Here is a 20,182-nt window from a genome sequence, read left to right on the forward strand (position 1 = left end):
CAAGGACGTTCTGTTATTGACTTTTTTGACCAAGCTATCAAAGCAATGGTTAACCCTGCTGTGCAGACTCCTTCTTTAATTCCTCACATTTAGACCTGAATCCTTACTAACAAACTATAGTGAATTTTCAGCACAATTCTTTCAAAACTAGAATCCGATTCATTTATTCCTATAACTGCACCAGTATAAGGATGAATAAATAGGCGAGTTAGTTGATAGTCTTTATCAAAAAAATCTACTTGATAAGGTGAACTAGGAGTAGCAGGTAGCCTAATTTTATTTAATTCCAGGTCAGGACGATTAGCATTCACTGACTTAGCTGTGGCTAACACTGCATCAAGGGAAATCATTTGTTCTTGAGTGATTATCTTCCCAACTCGCTGGGTAATTAGGGTTTGCTCAATTTCCGGCTTGAATACTAACAAACTACCTGTCAAGCCAATCACAGCAATTATGAGTCCTAATACCAAACCAATATAACGATGAAGAATAAAAGCAATATCTCGAATTTGACGGGATTTCATATATTAATTAAAAATTAGACATTATCAATACAGTTAATCTCAGATAAAAGTAGGTTGGGTTAAGCAATAGCGAAACCAACATTATCTTTCTTTATCAACCCAACACTATCGATATTAATGTGCAAATTGAAAGATATTTAGCTTTGTTTGTATAAAGCATCTGATAGCTGATGTTTTTGATTAAATAACGATAAAAATGCCAGCAATACAACACCAATTGTGGCAATTGCAGTTCCTGATGCTTGTGCAAAAATAATCACTATTTGATAGCGGATAGCATCCACAGGACTAGCACCAGCTAAAATCTGACCAGTCATCATCCCTGGTAAACTTACTAATCCCATCACCATCATGGAATTAATTGTAGGAATCATGCCAATTCTTAATGCTTCTCTAATCGGTTGATGGGCAGCTTCCCAACGAGTTGCACCTAAAGTCAAGAGTGCTTCTATTTGTTCTCGATGATTAGTTAAATCCTCCATAAACCGCTCTAAAGTCAAGGAGGTTCCAGTTAAGGCATTACCCAAAATCATGCCTAATAAAGGAATTAAATATTGCGGATCATACCAAGGATGAACTTGAATAATACCACCAACAGTGAAGCCAGTGACTAAAAATGAACCGCAAAATAAGGAAATAAAATTACTCCAATAAATACTAGAAAATCTTCGATGAGTACGATTAACACTCGATATACCCGCCATAATTGTCATGGCTAAAGCTAAGATGATAATTAACAAGGGATTGCGGAGAGTAAACACCCATTGCAATAAATATCCTACTAATAATAATTGCACTACCATCCGTAGGGAAGCGATTAACAAACTTTTTCCTAAGCCTAAATTTAGAGCCAAAGAAAGACCGATATTAATGACAATAAATAAGGCGGCTAGGGCAAGTTGAGGATAACCAATGACAATATAATTAGGTGTCATAATGCGTTAATTTACAAATTAATTTGACGCTGGGTAATCCGTTGCAATTGTGCAGCATCATGGCTAGTCCAAAGATATGCCCGTTGGGGGTCTTCCTGCTGCCAAGCTGTTACTAAAGCCTCTAAACAATTAGCTGTAACTATATCTAAAGAAGCTGTAGGCTCATCAAGTAATAAAACTAAAGGTGAAAGTTGCAGAGCGCGCAAAAAAGCAACAATTTGCGCTTCTCCACCAGAAATCGCTTTCACAGGACGTTGTAAAAAATCGGCAGATTTGTGTAAAATTTGTAAATAGTTAATAATAATTTGGCGATTATAAACTTGTTGACGATGAGTTGCTAAACGGTAAACTTGTTGTAAGTTATCTTCTACAGTTCCTTCCCACAGTGCAGGACGTTGATGGAGATAAATTACCTGAGCGCGATATTGTGGGAGAGGGTAGGAATCAAGAGATTTACCTTGAAAGAAAATGTATCCTGCTTGGATGGGATCAAGACTAGCGATCGCTCTCAGTAATTGGCTTTTTCCTGTGCCCGAAGCACCAACTACAGCTACTTGTTCTCCTGGGAAAAGTTCAAAATTTAAATCACGCCATAACCATTGATTGTCGATTTTTTTTCCTAAGCTTTGAACAGATAAAATTGGGTTTTGCCATAATAATTCAGGATTAAAACTAGCATGTTTAATAAATCGATGGGACATAGAGATAATCAGGATTGGTTTTTAAATAGCAAATTCACGCTCTTGATTAATACTTTAAATGTTGCTCTAAAGCTTTGATTAAGAAAGCTTGAGTAGAATGAATAAAAAAATGATTGCCAGGAAACATATGTAAATTAAAATCAGCCTTTGTCTGCTCTTGCCATGCTTGTAATTGATTACAATCAACTTCTGTATCCTCTAAGCCACCAAAAACGGTAATCGGACATTCTAAAGGTGGTTCAGGATGATAAATGTAAGTTTCCAAAACAGCAAAATCTGCCCGCAAAATTGGCAGAAATAGCTGCATTAATTCTGCATTCCCTAATACTGCTGGTGGTGTCCCATTGAGACGATGTAGTTCGGCAATAAACTCTGCTTCAGGGAGGTTATGAACCGATGGTTTTGAGTCGGGAAGTTGGGGTGCGCGACGACCAGAGATAAATAGGTGAACTGGGAGAAGACCATAGTGTTGACGCAGCAACCGCGTTAACTCAAAGCTGACCAAACCACCCATGCTGTGACCAAAGAAGGCAAATGGCTTGTCTAAATAAGGAGATATCACAGAAGCGATCGCATTTACAAGTGGCTCAATTCGATCAAATGGTCGTAACTGTATTTGTCTTCCTCGTCCCGGAAGTTCGATGGTACAAACTTCGACAGATGGGGATAGAGAGTCTGGCCAATTACGAAAAATAAATGAACTACCACCAGCATAAGGAAAGCAAAATAAACGCAAATTTGCCAAAGGATTAGGTTTAGGGCAAACTATCCAAGAGTTTTGATTGGATATGTTCTTTTTCATGAGATTAAATAAATTTATTTTGCTGTTTACGCAAAATGATTGTAGAGAAGTTAACCCTCCCTACAAATCACATTCACAATTGATGAATAATTAATTTTCCTGGGATGATTCTTCCATTTTCTTCCTTAAACTTAAGGGACGCATATCTGTCCAGACTGCCTTAATATATTCCAAACATTCTGACTTCAGCCCATTTTTTCCTGCATCTCTCCAACCAGGAGAATTTTCTCGATCAGCAGGCCAAATAGAATATTGCTCCTCATGGTTAACTACAACTTTATAAATTGTTGTCTCTTCTGAAGTTGTTTGCATTATCTTTATTTCCTATGAACTAAACTTTCAAACAGCAGCACGGGGAGGTAAAAACCCTCCCAATCTGATTTCTTCTACACTATCTTTAACAGCTTGAATGATATAGTTGATATCTTCATCTGTATGGGCTGTAGATAAATAACCACTAACCCCTAACAAGTGAACTCCCTTATCCAGGAGATGATATTTTAATAATGCCATGGCTACTGAAGCAGCAGAATTTCCATCAGCAAGTTCCACAGATGCAGAACCAAATAAAGAACCAAAGTTCGCCATTCTTAATGGTAATCCTTCTACTGAAAAATAATCATTTAAAGCATTAATAAATTGTGCTGTCTGCTCATTCAACTTTTGATGTAGTGATAATCCTTCACTTTGCAGATATTTCAGAACTGCTTTTGCAGCAGTCATTGCTAAGGGATGCTTACAAAAAGTACCTGCAAAAAATGTTTTTTTCGTCCCAGGGTAAGAATCATCACCATAATTCCACATACCCCCATCAATGGCATCCATATATTTACTTTTACCAGCAATCACCCCTATTGGCATTCCACCACCCACAATCTTTCCGTAAGTTGCAATATCAGCTTGTACACCAAAATAAGCCTGTGCACCACCTGGATGAATGCGAAATCCTGTCACCATTTCATCAAAAATTAAAGCAATTTCAGTTGCTTGTGTTAACTCCCTTAACTGTTGTAAAAATTCCCTTGGTTGTAAAGCCGGTCTACTAGTTTGTACAGGAACTACCAAAACTGCTGCTAATTCTTGTTGATGAGTTTTGATGATTTCTAATGATTCAAGATTGCCATAATCTAACACTAAAACATCATTCACAAAATTTGGTAATATTCCAGGTGCTAATGGCATTGCCGAGTAATTATTTTCTGCATTATTTGCCTTAATTAAAGTGCCATCAAAATGACCATGATAAGAACCCGAAAAAATCACAATTTTTTCACGACCTGTAACTGCTCTAGCAATGCGGATAGCACTCATCACAGCTTCTGTACCCGTATTGCTAAAACAAACTCGTTCCATCCCAGTCATTTGAGAAACTAATTCAGCTACCTCTCCCACAAGTTCTGATTGAGGGCCAATTTGAATACCTTTATCCAGTTGGGTGATTAAGGCTTCTTTAATAAAAGATGGGTTATGACCAAAAATATTAATCCCCAAACCCATCATGACATCTACATATTCATTCCCGTCTACATCCCAGATTTTAGAACCCAAAGACCGATTAGCCACAATGGGATAATACATTTCTTTGCAGAGTAAATTAAACTCTCCTAAGTTTTTATCATCAGCTAAAAATGGGCGATAAGTTTGAGAAATTTGCTTTGATGTTTTGGTGCGTGTGCTGTAACGATTGATAAAATCTCGTAAATACTTTTGCTGCTGGTTGGTAAGACCTGCTGTAGCTAATATCTTGGTTAAATTATCTGAAGGTTGATGTAATGTAACTTGGTGTGCATTCATAATTTTTACAAAAAAGTTATGGGAATATCCAGAAAGATTTATTCAACAATTGTGAATGGAATGATGGGCAGTTTATGTATGGTTCTTCCCGTTCATTTTTTGCTTATGGCACACAAAATATTTGCACCCAGGCATTCTAGATATATTTAAATCCAGATGGGCATCATAAACCCTAATATCGCTAAAACCAACTGTTTTTAAAGATAAAATAAGTTCTTCTTGGGTGTAACATTTTTCTGAAATAGTGCTATCCAATCTCTGCCAAGTATTATCTATCAACGAAAATATTGTTAAATTAATTGATGCTATTTTAGTTTCTAAATCATAGCTATTTTTCGCTGCCCATGCGTAGTCTTCTTTCACATTTCCAGTAATTTTTCCATTCCAATTATCGAGATATTCTTCTTCTAAAAATAAATAAAACAAGAAGATACCATGATCTAATAGAGATTGGTAAACTTTATGAAACACATTGGTTAACTCTTCTAGGCTCATTACATGGTTAAAAGCTCCTATAGAAATTACTGCATCAAAAGTAGGATAAAAATCAATAAGCCGTGCATCATTAAGAATTAATTTTGCCTCTGGTGCATTTTCACGAGCATAATGTAACATTCCTGCCGAAGCATCAATTCCTGTGACTTTATACCCTTTTTCCATTAGCTTTTGTGCCAATTGTCCTGTGCCACAACCAAGGTCGAGAATTTGTGCATCCTGTATTAAATTTGGGAAAATTAATGTTTCTAAAGCTGGTATTGTCTCTTTGAGAACTTCTACAGCCCAATCTTCATTATATACACGAGCTAGAGGGTCATAACTAGTGTAAAGAGTTGTGGTATTCATACAATATTGCTCCTAATTTTGTGCAAAATTTTTGAATGATTAAATGAGATGATTTTTTCTCACGCAGAGACGCGGAGAGGTAGATATTGAGAGATGGAATTTTATATTCAAAATTTAATATTCATAAATCCTTGTTCTATGAGATAAGAAAAGTAAATGCCTAGTAACTTCTCATCTATCGGAGGACAATTAATAGAAGTATTTACTAAGCCATTGATAACGTTTTTGTGATCAAATTTTAAAAATCCTAAATCAGAATTATCTTCTTGAGCTTGTCTGGCTGGGAAAAATGGCACTAGTGAAGATAAAGGATGTTCTAGCGAACTTTGGGTAAGTTGGAGCAATTTTGCTCGCCATTGGTCATAGGAAATTTGCTCAATTACATACCCCAAGGAGCGAATATGGTCAATCAGTGTATTTGTATGCAGCGTTTGGGTATGTACTAAATGAAAGGTTTTACCAAGAGATTCTTCCTGCTTGGATAAATGAACTATGGCTTTGCTGACATAATCTACAGGTACTATGTTATCTCTAATATCTATATCTGGCGTACTTCCTAATTGCACACAACCAATTATCAGTTTGTAGAGAAAGTCATTGCTATTAAAAACTCCAGTTTGGCTATGTCCAGATATGCGAGATGGTCTGTAAATAGAGATGGGAATTCCTCTTTCAGCCGCCGTTTGTAGTAACTTTTCAGCTACCCATTTAGTTTGACAATATCCGTTGCTAGGAAATTCGTTTTCATTCAGGATATCCTGTTCATGAACTAATTTAACTCCCGATTCAACTCTTGCAGCGACAACACCAGAACTAGAAATAAAATGTACTGGTTTGGTTTTAATTTGACTGGCTAACCTGAGAATTTCCTGTGTACCCAGTACGTTGGTAGGTTTGAGGATGGAGTAAGGATAAAGATGATGCACCCAAGCACCATTATGATAGATGACATCAATGATAGATGCTAATTGTTGAAATTTTTCAGTTTCTACACCCAAAAGTGGCTTTGCTAAATCACCGACTATGGGAATAATTCTAGAACTCCAAATTTCCTGCCAAAGTCCATAAGATTTGAGGATATTTTGTAACTTTGTATGACTATCATCAAGATTTGTATAACGCACTAAGCAGTAAATATCCGCCGTGGTTTGTTGTAGAAGTTCAGCTAGTAAAAATGCTCCTAAAAATCCTGATGCTCCAGTTAATAAAATCGCTTTGGGTTCAGGGATAAATTTACCAAAAGTTTGAGGATAAATAGTCTGGTCTAAAACGGTTTCAGTTTTGATATCCAAGGTTGAACACTGAACTGCTGTTTGACAAACTCGCTCAATATTCTCTGCTAACCCTGCTACGGTGGGTTTTTCTAACAAATTGCGTAAAGATATATCCAAGTTAAAAGCTTCTTTAACTTTGGCAAGTAGCTGAGTTGTTAATAAGGAATGTCCACCTAATTCAAAGAAGTTATCGTAAATGCTAACTTTCTCAACTTTTAATACTTCAGCCCAGATTTGAGTTAGCCTTTCTTCTACAGTTGTGCGAGGGCAAACAAATTCTCCTCTTAATTCTGCCCTGATTTGTTCGGGTGCAGGTAGAGCCTTTCTATCTATTTTACCATTGGGACTTACAGGTAATTCTTTAAGCAGCACGACAGCCGACGGAACCATAAATTCCGGCAGTTTATCTTGCAGATAATCCCGCAGTTGATTCGCTGTAGTAGCTGATTTAGAATCAGGAACTACATAAGCAACTAAGCGTTTATTTCCTGGTACATCTTCACGAGCAATAACTACTGCTGCCTGTACTCCAGGATATTGATTTAATAATGCTTCAATTTCACCTAATTCAATCCGGAAACCGCGAATTTTTACTTGGTTGTCAATGCGTCCTAAAAATTCAATATTGCCATTACTGAGATATCTTCCTAAATCGCCAGTTTTATACATACGCATTCCTGGTTGTTGGCTAAAGGGATGAGGAATGAATTTTTCAGATGTAATTGCAGGCCGATTTAAATAACCTCTAGCTATACCTTCACCACTAATATAAATTTCGCCAGTCACACCAACAGGAACTGGATGTAAGTGAGAATCTAGTATATATATTTGTGTGTTGCTTATAGGACAACCAATAGATATTTGCTTTCCAGTTTCTAGAGACTGACAATGGTAAACACTACTCCAAACCGTTGCCTCTGTCGGCCCATATTCGTTAAATAAAGATGTATCAGGCTGTAATTGAGAGTGATTTTCTACTAATTCTGGTGGACAAGCTTCACCTGCAACTATGACAGCACGTAGAGAATTTAATTGTTGTGGTTGTGCTTGTTGCAAAATCAGCCCATATACAGAAGGAAGGCTTAATAAGTGAGAAATGCGATTTTGGGAAATTAACTCTATGAGTTTCAGAACTTCTCGTTGCACTCCTTCTGCTGGTAAATGTAGAGTTCCACCACTGCAAAGCGTCCAGAACATACCCGCAACTGAACTATCAAACGCAAAGGATGAAAGCAATAAAAAGCTGGTGATGGGTTCTTGGTAGTAGGTAAGGCGTGCTGTTGTAGAATGAACTAAGTTACGATGTGCGATCGCTACTCCTTTCGGTTTACCAGTAGAACCGGAAGTGTAGATGATGTAAGCTAAGTTTTCAGGAGAGGCTGTAGAAAGGGGGTTTTCCTGATTTTCCTGCGCTATGGTTTCCCAATCTGTATCTATGCAAATTATCTGTGCATTGTGGTTAGGTAAGCTTTCCAGTAAATGCTGTTGGGTTAATAAGACAGATACCTGGGTATCTTCTAGCATGAAAGCTAAACGTTCTTGGGGATAGTGGGGGTCGAGGGGAACATAAGCACCACCAGCTTTGAGAATACCCAAGATACCAATGAGCATCTCTAGGGAACGTTCCACACAAATTCCCACTAATACTTCTGCACCTACACCCAAACGTTGCAAGTAATGAGCTAATTGATTTGCACGTGCATTCAGTTCACCATAGGTAAGTTGCTGATTATTAAATGCAACAGCAATATTATTGGGTGTGCATGCTACTTGCTCGGTAAATAACTGATGAATGCCCTTATCTTTTGGGTAATTTGCATCAGTTTGATTGAACTGAAATAGAAGTTGATACAGAGTGCGATCGCTTAAAATATTGAGCTTACTAATTACCTCATATGGCTTATTAGCAACACTAATAATTAACTGGTGAAAACTTTCGGCTATTAGTTGAATATTTTTGCTATTAAATAAATTAGAATCATAATGAAATTCTAGCTTTAAATCTTCAGTGCTTTGTTGACAATAAAGCTTTATTTTTAATCTTTCGATACAACTATACTGTGACTCAATGGAAAATTTTACATCCCCCACATAATATACAGGTGATTCTTGTTTAAAATCAAACCCAAAAGGCAAAGTAGTTAATTTTGTATCAGAATCATTAATTGACTCCCAAGAAAAACATTCTTGCCATTTGTTGATTTCTTCTAGAGATTCATTTACTTGTTGTAAAACTTGGTTAAAACTTAAATTATCTTCTAAATGAGATTGTATGGGAAGATATTTAGCAAACAAACCCAACGCACCTTTTAATTCATCATATTTTCTCCCATCTACACCCACACCAATTACAATCTCTGATTGCTCCAGCAAGCGCCATAATAAAATCTGCCAGCAAGTAAGCAGAAATATCGAACTAGAAGTATTATATTTTTTGGCTATAATTGCTATCTTTTGCACCAAATCAGCCTCAATGAGTGAATTGATAGCTTTTGGTTCAAACTGATGCTTATTTAAACCATCAATTTCGTAAGGAAGTTTTAAATTATCAATATTAGCTAAGTTTTGTTGCAACCAATACTTCCTCCCAATCTCCGTTTCTTCTGCTTCTAAAATTTGGTTCTGCCATTCAGAAAAATCTGCATATTGTAGCGGTTCTTCAGATAATTCACCATTCAAATTACCTGAGTAAGCACTAGCAATTTCTCCCATTAAATTATGCAGAGTGATACTATCCCCACAAATTGCAGGTAAACTGAGATATAAAAGGTGCTGATCTAAGGAGAGAGTAATCAAAGCAGTCTGTAAATTTAAACCCTTTTCTAAATCAAAAGGCAGACATCTCAAATTTTGAACAATTGCTTTAACTTTAGTATCTTGCTCCTCATCATTTAAATCGCTCAAATTGTATGTTTTTTCTAAAATTATTTTGTTATTTATAACCACCTGAACTGGGATAGTCATCCCTGGAAGACAACGAAAACAGGTGCGGAGTATTTCATGGTCATTAACAACATCTTGTAAAGCTAATTTCAAGCGGTTTATATCAACATCGCCTGTAATTGAAATTATACAATCACTGCGATATATCGATTGATTATCAAATTGTTGTAGTGACCATAAATGCTCCTGTTGGGGAGAAAGGCGAAATCCTTCTATAGTTGCTGCTTGCATTTTAATTCCTCTTAATCTTTTTAATCTTTTATGTAAGTAAATTGATTGTTTTTATTTCAGACTGCAACTGAGGGGGTATAAGGTTCAGCCATTCCTACTAAAATTTTTCTCGGTGGAACAAAGGGATTACGAGCATGAATAGCTAACATATTATCGAGCATCAATACATCTCCTTTGTCCCAAATAAAGCTCACCATTTGCCGTTGATAAGCTTGACGCAGATGTTCTAAAACTTCAGGCTCAATTACAGAACCATCACCGTAATATGTATTGGTAGGTAAATCTTCCTCCTTAAAAGAAGATAATAAAGAATTACGAATCTTTGGTTCTAATGTAGAGACATGGAAAAAGGTTGCATGATTAAACCACACCATTTCTTCAGTTATGGGATGTTTGATAATAGCCTGTCCAACTTGACGGGTTCTTAATTTATCGCCATCTTTCCATTCAAAATCAATGCAGTTGTTATAGCAATATTCTTCTACTTTTGATTTTTCCGTACTTTGAAAAACAGTCTGCCAAGGTAAGCCGAAACCGTCCCCAAAGTTACGCATATACATAACTTTTTTTTCAATGAATTTTTCTTTAATTTTGGGGTCAATATTGGCGAAAACTTGACGACAATTACCAATAGGTGTTTCTCCTCCTTGTGCTGGTGGAGTTAGACAAAAGAAGAATATTTTTAAAGGAAATGTAGGTGAATAAGCATGTTCATTATGTGGAAATATACTTTGATCAGCAGGATAATCAGTAGAAGTGTAAATTCTCCCTGCAACTTGAGTACGTGGTGAGGCTCGATAGCGATATTCTAATGCTTCTCCACAAATAGCCGCAATAATTTGCTCAAATTCTTCGATTGATGTGACATTGAAACCACGAAAAAGAATTGCTGTGTATTTTAATAACTCTGATTGTAAAAATTCTCGATTATTCTTAGCCCAAGTCAGTAAATCTACTCCTTTAACTGCTGGTTTAATCACTAAAGGAAAGTTAGGGCTGTGGTGAAGATATTCGGTTTTGATTAATTCATTCTCACCAACATTAACAGCTTTGCGTCTGATATTTCCTAATTTTAATGAACCAGTTTGTTGATTTTGATTTGTCGGCATTACTTGTATCCTCTATTCATTCAATCGAATGTCGCAAATTAACAAAAATACTTTACTTAACAGACCTACGCCTAATATTGCCCAATTTTTGTTGCAAAGAATTTTGATAATTTATTTCTTGAGCAAGTTTTTCTTGCTTGTCTGCTTGCGCTAATATTTCTGTGATTTCATTTATTTTCACAGTAGGCTGACTCACAATTTGGCTCAAAATTGTTTCAAAGTGTTTGAGGATGCTGGCGATAGTTTTAGCTGTAAATAAATCTGTACTATATTTCAATAATCCCGTCAAACCTTGCTCTGTATCTCTGATATCAAACAGCAAATCAAAGGTGGCTGTTTTAGTTTCTGTAGTTAATTCTTGGAAAGTTAAACCAGGAATCTTCAAAGTAGTTGTGTGAGTATTTTGAAGAATTAATTTTACTTGAAATAATGGTGTGCTGTGTAAATTACGATCTGGATTAATAGCCTCTACAAGTTTGTCAAATGGTAAATCCTGATGTGCATAAGCATCTAAAGTAACTGCCCGAACTCTTTCTAGTAATTCTGAAAAACTAGGATTACCATCAAACTTGGTGCGTAATACTAATTGATTCACAAAAAATCCAATTAAACCCTCAGTTTCTCCCTGATTACGGTTAGCAACATCTGTACCAATCACAATGTCATCTTGCTCGCTGTAGTAGTGCACTAAGGTGGCAAAAGCAGCTTGCAAGGTCATGAAAAGCGTTACACCATGTTGATCACTCAGGGTTTTGATTTGTTGAGATAATGTAGGAGAGAGTGTAAAAGGTTGTGCTGAACCTTGATATGTTGGTGTTAGAGGTCGAGGATAGTCTGTTGGCAATTTGAGAGTGGGTAAGTTTTGCAGTTGTTGTTGCCAGTAACTTAGTAGTTCTTCTAAAACTTCTCCCTGTAACCATTGATGTTGCCAAATAGCAAAGTCGGCATACTGAATCAATATTTCTGGTAGTGGAGATGGCTTACCACGAGAATAGGCTTCATACAGGGCTACTATTTCATTAATTAATACTCCCATAGACCAGCCATCAGAAATAATGTGGTGCATCGTGAACAGCAGCACATATTCAGTTTCAGATAATTGTAATAGCGTAACTCTTAATAGTGGATCTGTATCTAAATTAAAAAGTCTTTCTGCTTCTTGATGCACTAATTTTTGGACTGTTGTCTCTTTTTCGTCATCTAATAGTTGGCTCAGGTCTATAATAGGTAATTTTAACTTAAGACAGGGAGAGACAACTTGAATTGGTTGACCCTGTTCTAACATAAAATTGGTGCGAATAATTTCGTGACGACCAATAATTCCATTAAGGCTATGTTCTAAAGCTGGAATATTCAATGAACCAATAATACGCACAGCATTACAGATATTATATGCAGTGTTATTAGATTCTAATTGGTGGAGATACCATAATCTTTGTTGAGCATAAGAAATAGGAATATTGCCGATTCTGGAAGTCTGACCTATATGGGGTAATTTAATTTTACAATCTGCTTTCTTAGTGTTCTCAATCTCCTTGGCTAATTCTTTTATTGTTGGTGATGCAAATAGACAGCGTAACTGCAAGTCTATTTTGAAAGCTTTGCGAATTTGAGAAATAACACGAGTTGCTAATAAAGAATGTCCACCTAATTCAAAAAAATTATCATGAATCCCTACTTGTTTGATACCCAAAATTGCTGCCCAAATACCAGATAGTAATTCTTGAACAGGTGTCAAAGCTAGGGAAGAATTTTCTTCTGAATTCTGGATGGTATCAGGTGCAGGTAAGATTCGACGGTCAATTTTGCCATTGGGTGTCAGAGGAAATTTCTCTAACACAACAAAGGCAGAAGGTATCATGTATTCTGGTAATTTAGCCTTCAAAAAATCCCTTAATTCTCGAACAGATATTTCACAGAAATAGGTAACTATATAAGCTACTAGACGTTTGTCATCTGCTATATCTCCTCTGACTAAAACTACAGCTTCTCTTACTTCCGGATGTTGATGAATTGCTGCTTCAATTTCCCCAATTTCAATGCGGAATCCACGAATTTTAATTTGATGATCAATGCGTCCAATAAATTCTATATTGCCATCGAGTAAGTACCGAACTAAGTCACCAGTTTTGTATAGACGCGCTCCGACTTTTTTACTAAAGGGGTTGGGAATAAATTTCTCTGCTGTTAGTTCTGGTCTATTGAGGTAACAACGAGCTAAACCAGCACCGTCAATATATAATTCACCAGGAATACCTATAGGAACTGGCTGTAAATGGGCATCTAAAATATAAGCTTGGGTGTTGGAAATGGGACGACCAATGGTAACAAGTTCAGCTTCCACTTTCACCAAAGAAAATGTTGAATAGGTCGTGTCTTCAGAAGGTCCATAAAGATTAAATACATTTTTCGCAGATGTTTTTTGATATAACTGCTGTACTAATTTTAAAGATAGGGCTTCACCCGCTAAGTTAATAGTATGTACAGAAGCAGGTATACCGTCAATTTTTAGTAATTCAGCTATAGCCGAAGGGACGGTATTAATGAAAGTTACTTCTTTTGCCGTAGGAAAAGATGGTAAATGCAATATATTCTCTATCAGAATTACTTTACCACCCCAACTTAAAGGTAGGAATAATTCAAATACTGATAAATCAAAACAAATAGAAGTAGATGCTAAAACACCCGTGAGGTCTTGGCTTGTGAAAACTTGTCTTGCCCAATTTAATAAAGCAAGAGTGTTTCTATGTTCAATGACAACTGCTTTTGGTTTGCCTGTTGATCCAGATGTATAAAGAGTATAGGCGTTATTTGTCGGTGAAACTTGATTTTTGAGATTATTTCGATTTTCCTGGCTTATAATTTCCCAGTCTTTATCAATACAGATTACTTTGGCTTGATGGAAGGGTAATATTTCTAGTAGCTGTGCTTGAGTCAGCAGTATTTTGATTTGGGCATCTTCAAGCATGAAAGCTAACCGTTGAGTAGGATAATTGGGATCTAAAGGTAGATAAACTCCTCCAGCTTTGAGAATGGCCAAAAGTCCAATTATCATTTCTAGGGAACGCTTTACACAAATCCCCACCAAAACCTCTGGCCCTACTCCCAGTTTTTGCAGGTATTGTGCTAGTTGATTTGCTTTGGCATTCAGTTCCCAATAGGTCAATTGTTCATTCTCAAATACCACTGCAACAGCATCCGGAGTTTTCTCTACCTGTGCTTCAAATAATTGATGAATGCACTGGTTTTGAGGGTAATCAGTTTCAGTATTATTCCATTCTATTAATAATTGATGTTGTTCACTGGTGGTTAATAATGGCAATTCTGACAAGTGCTGCTGGGGATTATTAACAATTCCCTCTAACAATACCTGAAAATGTCCTATCATTCGGGTAATTCTATCAGCATTAAATATATCTGTGTTGTATTCTAAATCTCCCTTTAATCCTACCTCAGTTTCTGTCAGCGAAAGAGTTAGATCAAATTTAGTAGTATGTTTTTCTGCTTTTAATATTTCTAGGTTTAACTCTGGTAACTCAATATCTTCTGCTGGGGTATTTTGCAGAACGAACATTACCTGGAACAAGGGACTATGACTTAAATCTCTCCCTGGTTGTATTGTTTCTACCAATGTTTCAAATGGTAAGTCTTGGTGAGCATAAGCCCCTAAAGTCACTTGCTTTACTTGTTGTAATAATTCTCTGAAAGAAGGGTTATGATCAAGATTTGTACGCAATACCAAAGTATTAACAAAAAAGCCAATTAAGCCTTCGATTTCTGCACGATTGCGGTTAGCAATAGGAGTACCTACTATAATATCTTTCTGCTGAGTGTAGCGATATAGCAACACTTTAAATGCCGCCAGCAGAGTCATAAATAAGGTGACTCCCTCCTGCTGTGACAGGTCTTTGAGTTTCTCAGTCAGAGATTTGGATAATTGGAAATGCTTTGTTGCACCGTTGTTAGATTGAATTGCTGGTCGAGAATAGTCAGTCGGCAATTCTAAAATAGGTAACTCACCAGCCAAAATTTGTTGCCAATAATTGAGTTGGGTTTGTAAGACATCCCCTTGCAACCATTGTCTTTGCCAAATAGCAAAATCAGCATACTGAATTGGTAGTTCGGGAAGTGGGGAAGGTTCACCTTGAGAAAAGGCTGTATACAGTGCTGTGAGTTCTTTAATTAATATGCCTATTGACCAACCATCAGAAACTATATGGTGCATCGTCAATAACACCACATACTCTGTTGATGAGAGTTGAAGTACGGTGGCTCGCAGCAAAGCATCTTTTTCTAAATCAAAGGGTTTCTGAGCTTCTAAAATAGCCAAGTTTTGTACTTCTCTTTGTTTGTCATTGTCTGCCAATATCTGCAAATCGATGACTGGAAAAATAAATTTATTATCTTTGCCAATAACTTGGATGGGAGAACCATCAGCAACAATAAAATTTGTCCTTAATATCTCATGCCGTCTGATAATTTCCTGGCAGCTTTGAGAGAGTGCATTGATGTTTAATTGGCCTGTGAGTCTGACGACTGCGGGTATATTGTAAGCACTGCTATTTGTTTCTAATTGACTGAGAAACCAAAGTCGCTGCTGGGCAAAAGACAGAGGGATATTACCATCACGTCCAGCGGGTTGAATGGATGGTGAAGTTGCTTGTAAAGCTTGATTACCTTGACTAATAAATGCTAAAATTTCTAGCTTGCGTGCTGCTAATTCAGCTTTAATTTCTGGTGTCAGCACTGCTTTTGGGCCACTACAACGTAAGCGATCGCCTTCAGCCCATATTTTGATATCCTGAGAGCAAAGGTCAGACAAAAATTCCTGAATTGTTTTCATAGTTCGATTTCCTCTCTGTCTTCTGCTGTTTGCACAGGTACAGCCTGTAACTCTCGTACTGTCAGAATTCCTTCTATTTGTTCAACCAAGGTTTTCACAGTTGGATTTTCAAACAAGCTACGCAGAGGTAAATCAACCTTAAAAGCTTCACGTAATCGAGAAATCACTTGTGTAGCTAACAGCGAATGACCACCTAAATCAAAGAAGTTGTGATCAATTCCTACTGACTCCCTTCTTAAAATATCAGCCCAAATATCAGCTACTATCTGTTCTGTCGGTGTGCGGGGTGGGACAAAATTAACTGCGAGTGGACAGGAAGATGTATCAGGTGCTGGTAAAGCTTTGCGGTCTACCTTGCCACTGGGAGTTAAGGGTAAGGACTCCATCAGCATGAAAGTGGAAGGTAGCATGTATTCTGGTAATCTTTCTTTTAAAAACTGGCGTAGCTGTGGTATTACTTCACTCAACAGTGATGAATCATCGCTTTGGGGGACTATATAAGCTACTAAATGTTTGTCGTCAGGTTGATCTTCTCTAACCACAACTACATTTTCTCTGACCGCAGGATGTTGACTCAGTAATGCTTCAATTTCTCCTAATTCAATCCGAAAACCACGAATTTTTACTTGATGGTCAATGCGTCCAAAAAACTCAATGTTGCCATCTGGTAACCATCTTCCTAAATCACCAGTTTTGTAAATGAAATCTGTCTCAATACCTGGCAAGGGTTTAGCTGTATGAGTAAATGGATTAGGAACAAAATTACGTTGGGTACTTTCTTGATTTTTCCAGTATCCCTGGCCAACTCCAAATCCTGACACACAAATTTCTCCTAATGCCCCAATGGGTAGGGGTTGCATTTGAGAATCAAGAATATAGATATTTAAGTTGGCTAAGGGTTTACCAATGGGAACTGTGCGTTGGTTTTCTGGTAAAGGCTGATCAATAATAAATTGGGTGATATCATCAGCTGCTTCCGTTGGCCCATAAGCATTGACAACCTTGATTTGAGGAAAAATTTCTAGCCATCGATTTACCAAATCTACTGATGCTGATTCTCCTGTTACCATCATCCATTGCAAATCAGGTAATAATCTTTGATCGGCTGGTAACTGAGAAATATAGTCCAATAAACCTGTCAGTACAACTGGAACCAGTTCAACAATGGTAATTTTTCTTTGTTGAATGACTTGGAATAATTTCTCTGGATGACAAACAGTTTCAGTATTGACGATAACCGTTTGACCACCAATAAGAATGGGGGCTAAAAACTGCCAAACAGAGATATCTGATGAAGCTGGGGCACTTTGCAGAAATGTTAATTCTTCTCCTAATTCTAAAGCTGCAAATTGAGCATAAATATGATTAATTGCCCCACCATGTCTAATAATTGCTCCTTTCGGCAATCCTGTGGAACCAGAAGTATAAATCATGTAAGCGGGGGCGATGCCTGGTGTCTGCATGGCCAGATTATCCTGGGGCAAATTTTCCCACTCTAGGGATGTGTAAATATTGAATTTTATATTTGAATCTGAGATAGAATTATGTGTTTTTCTGTCTAAAACAATTACAGATTTTAATTGGTGGCAATTGTCCCAAATTCCTGTTAAGTAATGAATATTCGATGAATCTGTCAACAGAGTTTTTACCGCACTGTTGGAGAGCATGTAATTAATTCTCTCAGGAGGATAGCTAATATCAATTGGTACATAAGCCGCACCTGCTTTTAATATTGCCAGTATACCGATCAAGAAGTGAACATCTCGCTGTTTAGCAATAGCAATAAAATCTCCAGGTTTAACTCCTAATTGTTGAAGGAATTGAGCTAATTGATTTGCCTTATCATTCAGTTGTTGATAAGTTAATTCTGTTTGTTTATCAAATGCGGCTATTTTGTTTGGTGTTTGACTCACTTGCTCTGCAAATAATTGGTGGAGAGTTTTTTCCACAGGAAAGTTCTGAGTATTTGCGTTGAAATCTGTGAGAATTTGATGTTCATCTGTTGTTGATAATACAGATATTGCGGAAATTGGCTTGTCAAGGTGATTAACAAAACTGGCAATTAAGCCGAGATAATATTTAATTAAAATTTTGATAGTCTCTGCTTGGAAAAGTAATGAATTATATGTAATTTCGCCTTGTATGGAATTACCAATAACCTCAAAACTAAAAGTCAAGTCATTCTTGAGTTGGTCAATACCATCTAGATGATGAATATTTTTCAATAAAACTATTATATCGAAAATGGGGCAGCGGTTTTGGCTTTTGGGTATATTTAATAATTTCAATAAATCATCAAAACTCAAATTTTGATGGCTATACGCTCCTATTGCTATATCTTTAACTTGTAAGAGTAAATCTTTACAGGTTAGGTGGTTTACTAACTGAGAGCGTAAGGGAACGATGTGATTGTTTATTGCTGATTGATGATGTTGATAATAACAAGGAGAGCCAAGGATAATATCATTACTACCAGTATATTTTTGCAGTAATAAATTTAAGACAGAGACTAGAATTATATATATTGACAAATGGGAAGCATGAGCCAATTTAATTACCTGTACTGATAAGTGACTAGGTAGCTCAAAAGTGATGGTTTGAGTTTTACCGCTAGATAATCTAGGTCTGACATAATCAGTGATGAAATTTGTTTCTGGTAATTCTCCAGCTAGTTTGTTGAACCAATATATTTTGTCGAAAAATATTTGTTCAAAATCCTCTGTTGTCTCTCTCATTTGGCAGTTAACCATCATCCTCTACCTTATTTGATAAAAATTCTCAATACATGAATAAATTAATGACTGATAGCTTCACTAAAAGCTTGTTTGATAATTGAACATCCCTTTTGTAAAATAGGCATTTCAACTGTTAATGGTGGCAAAATCTTGATGACAGTATCATCTCTCCCCACACGCTCAACAATTAAGCCTAATTCAAAGCAACGAGAAGTAATCTGTTGGGCTAAATCGCTACCACCAAAGTTAGCGATATCAATGCCCCAAATCATACCAAGACCACGGATTTGAATTTTGTCATTGATGGAAGCAATTTCTTTATGGAGGAAGTTTTTTAAGAAAAATTCTTTGATTTTTACATCTTGTTCAAGATTAGCATTTTCTCTATATTCTAAGGCGGCTGTTCCAGCGACAAATGCTAATTGATTGCCCCTAAAAGTGCCAGTATGTTCACCAGGTTCCCAAATATCTAAATCTGGCTTAATTAATAATAGTGACATGGGAAATCCATAACCACTAATAGATTTGGAAAGAATGACCATATCAGGTACAATACCTGCTCTTTCAAAAGAAAAGAAAGAGCCAGTTCGACCGCAGCCTACTTGAATATCATCACAAATTAATAAAATTTGATGGTGATTACATAGTTCTCTCAATCTTTGCATCCACTCAATGGGTGCTACAACAATTCCACCTTCAGCCTGTACAGTTTCAAAGATAATAGCGGCTGGTTTTTCAATTCCTGAATTGGCATCATGTAAGACTGAATTAATAAATTCTATTGTGTCGAATGTGTCCATAAAACCATAGGGATATGGCATGAAGGTGACGTGATTTGAGGTGCCAAATGCTCCTGCTTTCACTCCCAGATTACCAGTGACGGATAAACTACCTAATGTCATGCCATGATAGGCACCCATGAAAGAAAATATGCCTGGACGTTTGGTGATTTTTCTAGCTAGTTTTAAAGCTGCTTCTACTGCATTTGTACCTGTAGGGCCACAAAATTGAATTTTATAATCGAGTTGTTTAGGGCTGAGAACTAATTCACTAAATTTGGCTAGGAAATGTTCTTTAGCTGATGTATACAAATCCAATCCATGTGCAACTCCATCAGCATCGAGATAAGACATGACTTTTTGTTTGATAAAGTCATTGTTGTGACCATAATTTAAAGCACCTGCACCAGCTAAAAAATCGATGTATTCTCTGCCTGATTGAGAATAGATAATGGCACCTTTGGAACGTTGAAAGATGTCAGGAAAATTGCGGCAATAACTTCTGACATTGGATTCATGTTTGGCAAAAACATGGTTAATGTTGATTTCTTGGTGTTCAAAAACATCCATGGATGTATCTCCAGAAATTGATGATATGTGAAGGTAAGGTAATTATTTATTGGGGGTACTGAAAAATATTTAAAAGCTGATGTGAAATAAAAAAATAAT

General features: G+C 36.7%; 12 protein-coding genes. All 12 read right to left on the reverse strand.

Annotation, left to right across the window (positions count from 1 at the left end; translation table 11 throughout):
- Positions 1-89: 89 nt before the first annotated feature.
- Positions 90-524, reverse strand: a complete 435-nt coding sequence (locus H6G73_RS14100) for a PepSY-associated TM helix domain-containing protein (RefSeq protein ID WP_190605476.1) — start codon at positions 522-524, stop codon at positions 90-92.
- Between the two features lie 137 nt (positions 525-661).
- Complete coding sequence (locus H6G73_RS14105) at positions 662-1,459, reverse strand: ABC transporter permease (RefSeq protein ID WP_190605478.1); 798 nt, start codon at positions 1,457-1,459, stop codon at positions 662-664.
- Positions 1,460-1,470: 11 nt separating this feature from the next.
- On the reverse strand, positions 1,471-2,160 hold the full coding sequence (locus H6G73_RS14110) for an ABC transporter ATP-binding protein (protein ID WP_190605480.1): 690 nt from the start codon (positions 2,158-2,160) through the stop codon (positions 1,471-1,473).
- Between the two features lie 46 nt (positions 2,161-2,206).
- Positions 2,207-2,962 (reverse strand): thioesterase II family protein, encoded by a 756-nt coding sequence (locus H6G73_RS14115; protein ID WP_190605482.1) that lies wholly within the window; start codon positions 2,960-2,962, stop codon positions 2,207-2,209.
- 90 nt (positions 2,963-3,052) lie between these two features.
- The gene (locus H6G73_RS14120; protein WP_190605484.1) at positions 3,053-3,274 is read right to left on the reverse strand and encodes an MbtH family protein; all 222 of its coding nucleotides are present in this window, start codon (positions 3,272-3,274) and stop codon (positions 3,053-3,055) included.
- A gap of 27 nt (positions 3,275-3,301) precedes the next feature.
- Complete coding sequence (locus tag H6G73_RS14125) at positions 3,302-4,756, reverse strand: aspartate aminotransferase family protein (protein ID WP_190605486.1); 1,455 nt, start codon at positions 4,754-4,756, stop codon at positions 3,302-3,304.
- A 72-nt stretch (positions 4,757-4,828) separates the two neighbouring features.
- Positions 4,829-5,599, reverse strand: a complete 771-nt coding sequence (locus tag H6G73_RS14130) for a class I SAM-dependent DNA methyltransferase (protein ID WP_190605488.1) — start codon at positions 5,597-5,599, stop codon at positions 4,829-4,831.
- A gap of 107 nt (positions 5,600-5,706) precedes the next feature.
- Positions 5,707-10,047: a non-ribosomal peptide synthetase gene (locus tag H6G73_RS14135; RefSeq protein ID WP_190605490.1), complete on the reverse strand. Its 4,341-nt coding sequence runs from the start codon at positions 10,045-10,047 to the stop codon at positions 5,707-5,709.
- A gap of 56 nt (positions 10,048-10,103) precedes the next feature.
- The gene (locus tag H6G73_RS14140; protein WP_190605492.1) at positions 10,104-11,156 is read right to left on the reverse strand and encodes a TauD/TfdA family dioxygenase; all 1,053 of its coding nucleotides are present in this window, start codon (positions 11,154-11,156) and stop codon (positions 10,104-10,106) included.
- A 52-nt stretch (positions 11,157-11,208) separates the two neighbouring features.
- The gene (locus tag H6G73_RS14145; RefSeq protein ID WP_190605494.1) at positions 11,209-15,999 is read right to left on the reverse strand and encodes a non-ribosomal peptide synthetase; all 4,791 of its coding nucleotides are present in this window, start codon (positions 15,997-15,999) and stop codon (positions 11,209-11,211) included.
- On the reverse strand, positions 15,996-18,734 hold the full coding sequence (locus tag H6G73_RS14150; RefSeq protein ID WP_199317731.1) for a non-ribosomal peptide synthetase: 2,739 nt from the start codon (positions 18,732-18,734) through the stop codon (positions 15,996-15,998). The genes H6G73_RS14145 and H6G73_RS14150 overlap by 4 nt, the downstream gene beginning before the upstream one ends.
- 59 nt (positions 18,735-18,793) lie before the next feature.
- Positions 18,794-20,083: a diaminobutyrate--2-oxoglutarate transaminase gene (ectB, locus tag H6G73_RS14155; RefSeq protein ID WP_190605496.1), complete on the reverse strand. Its 1,290-nt coding sequence runs from the start codon at positions 20,081-20,083 to the stop codon at positions 18,794-18,796.
- Positions 20,084-20,182: the final 99 nt, after the last annotated feature.

The sequence above is a fragment of the Richelia sinica FACHB-800 genome (assembly GCF_014698825.1).
Classification (GTDB): Bacteria; Cyanobacteriota; Cyanobacteriia; order Cyanobacteriales; family Nostocaceae; genus FACHB-800.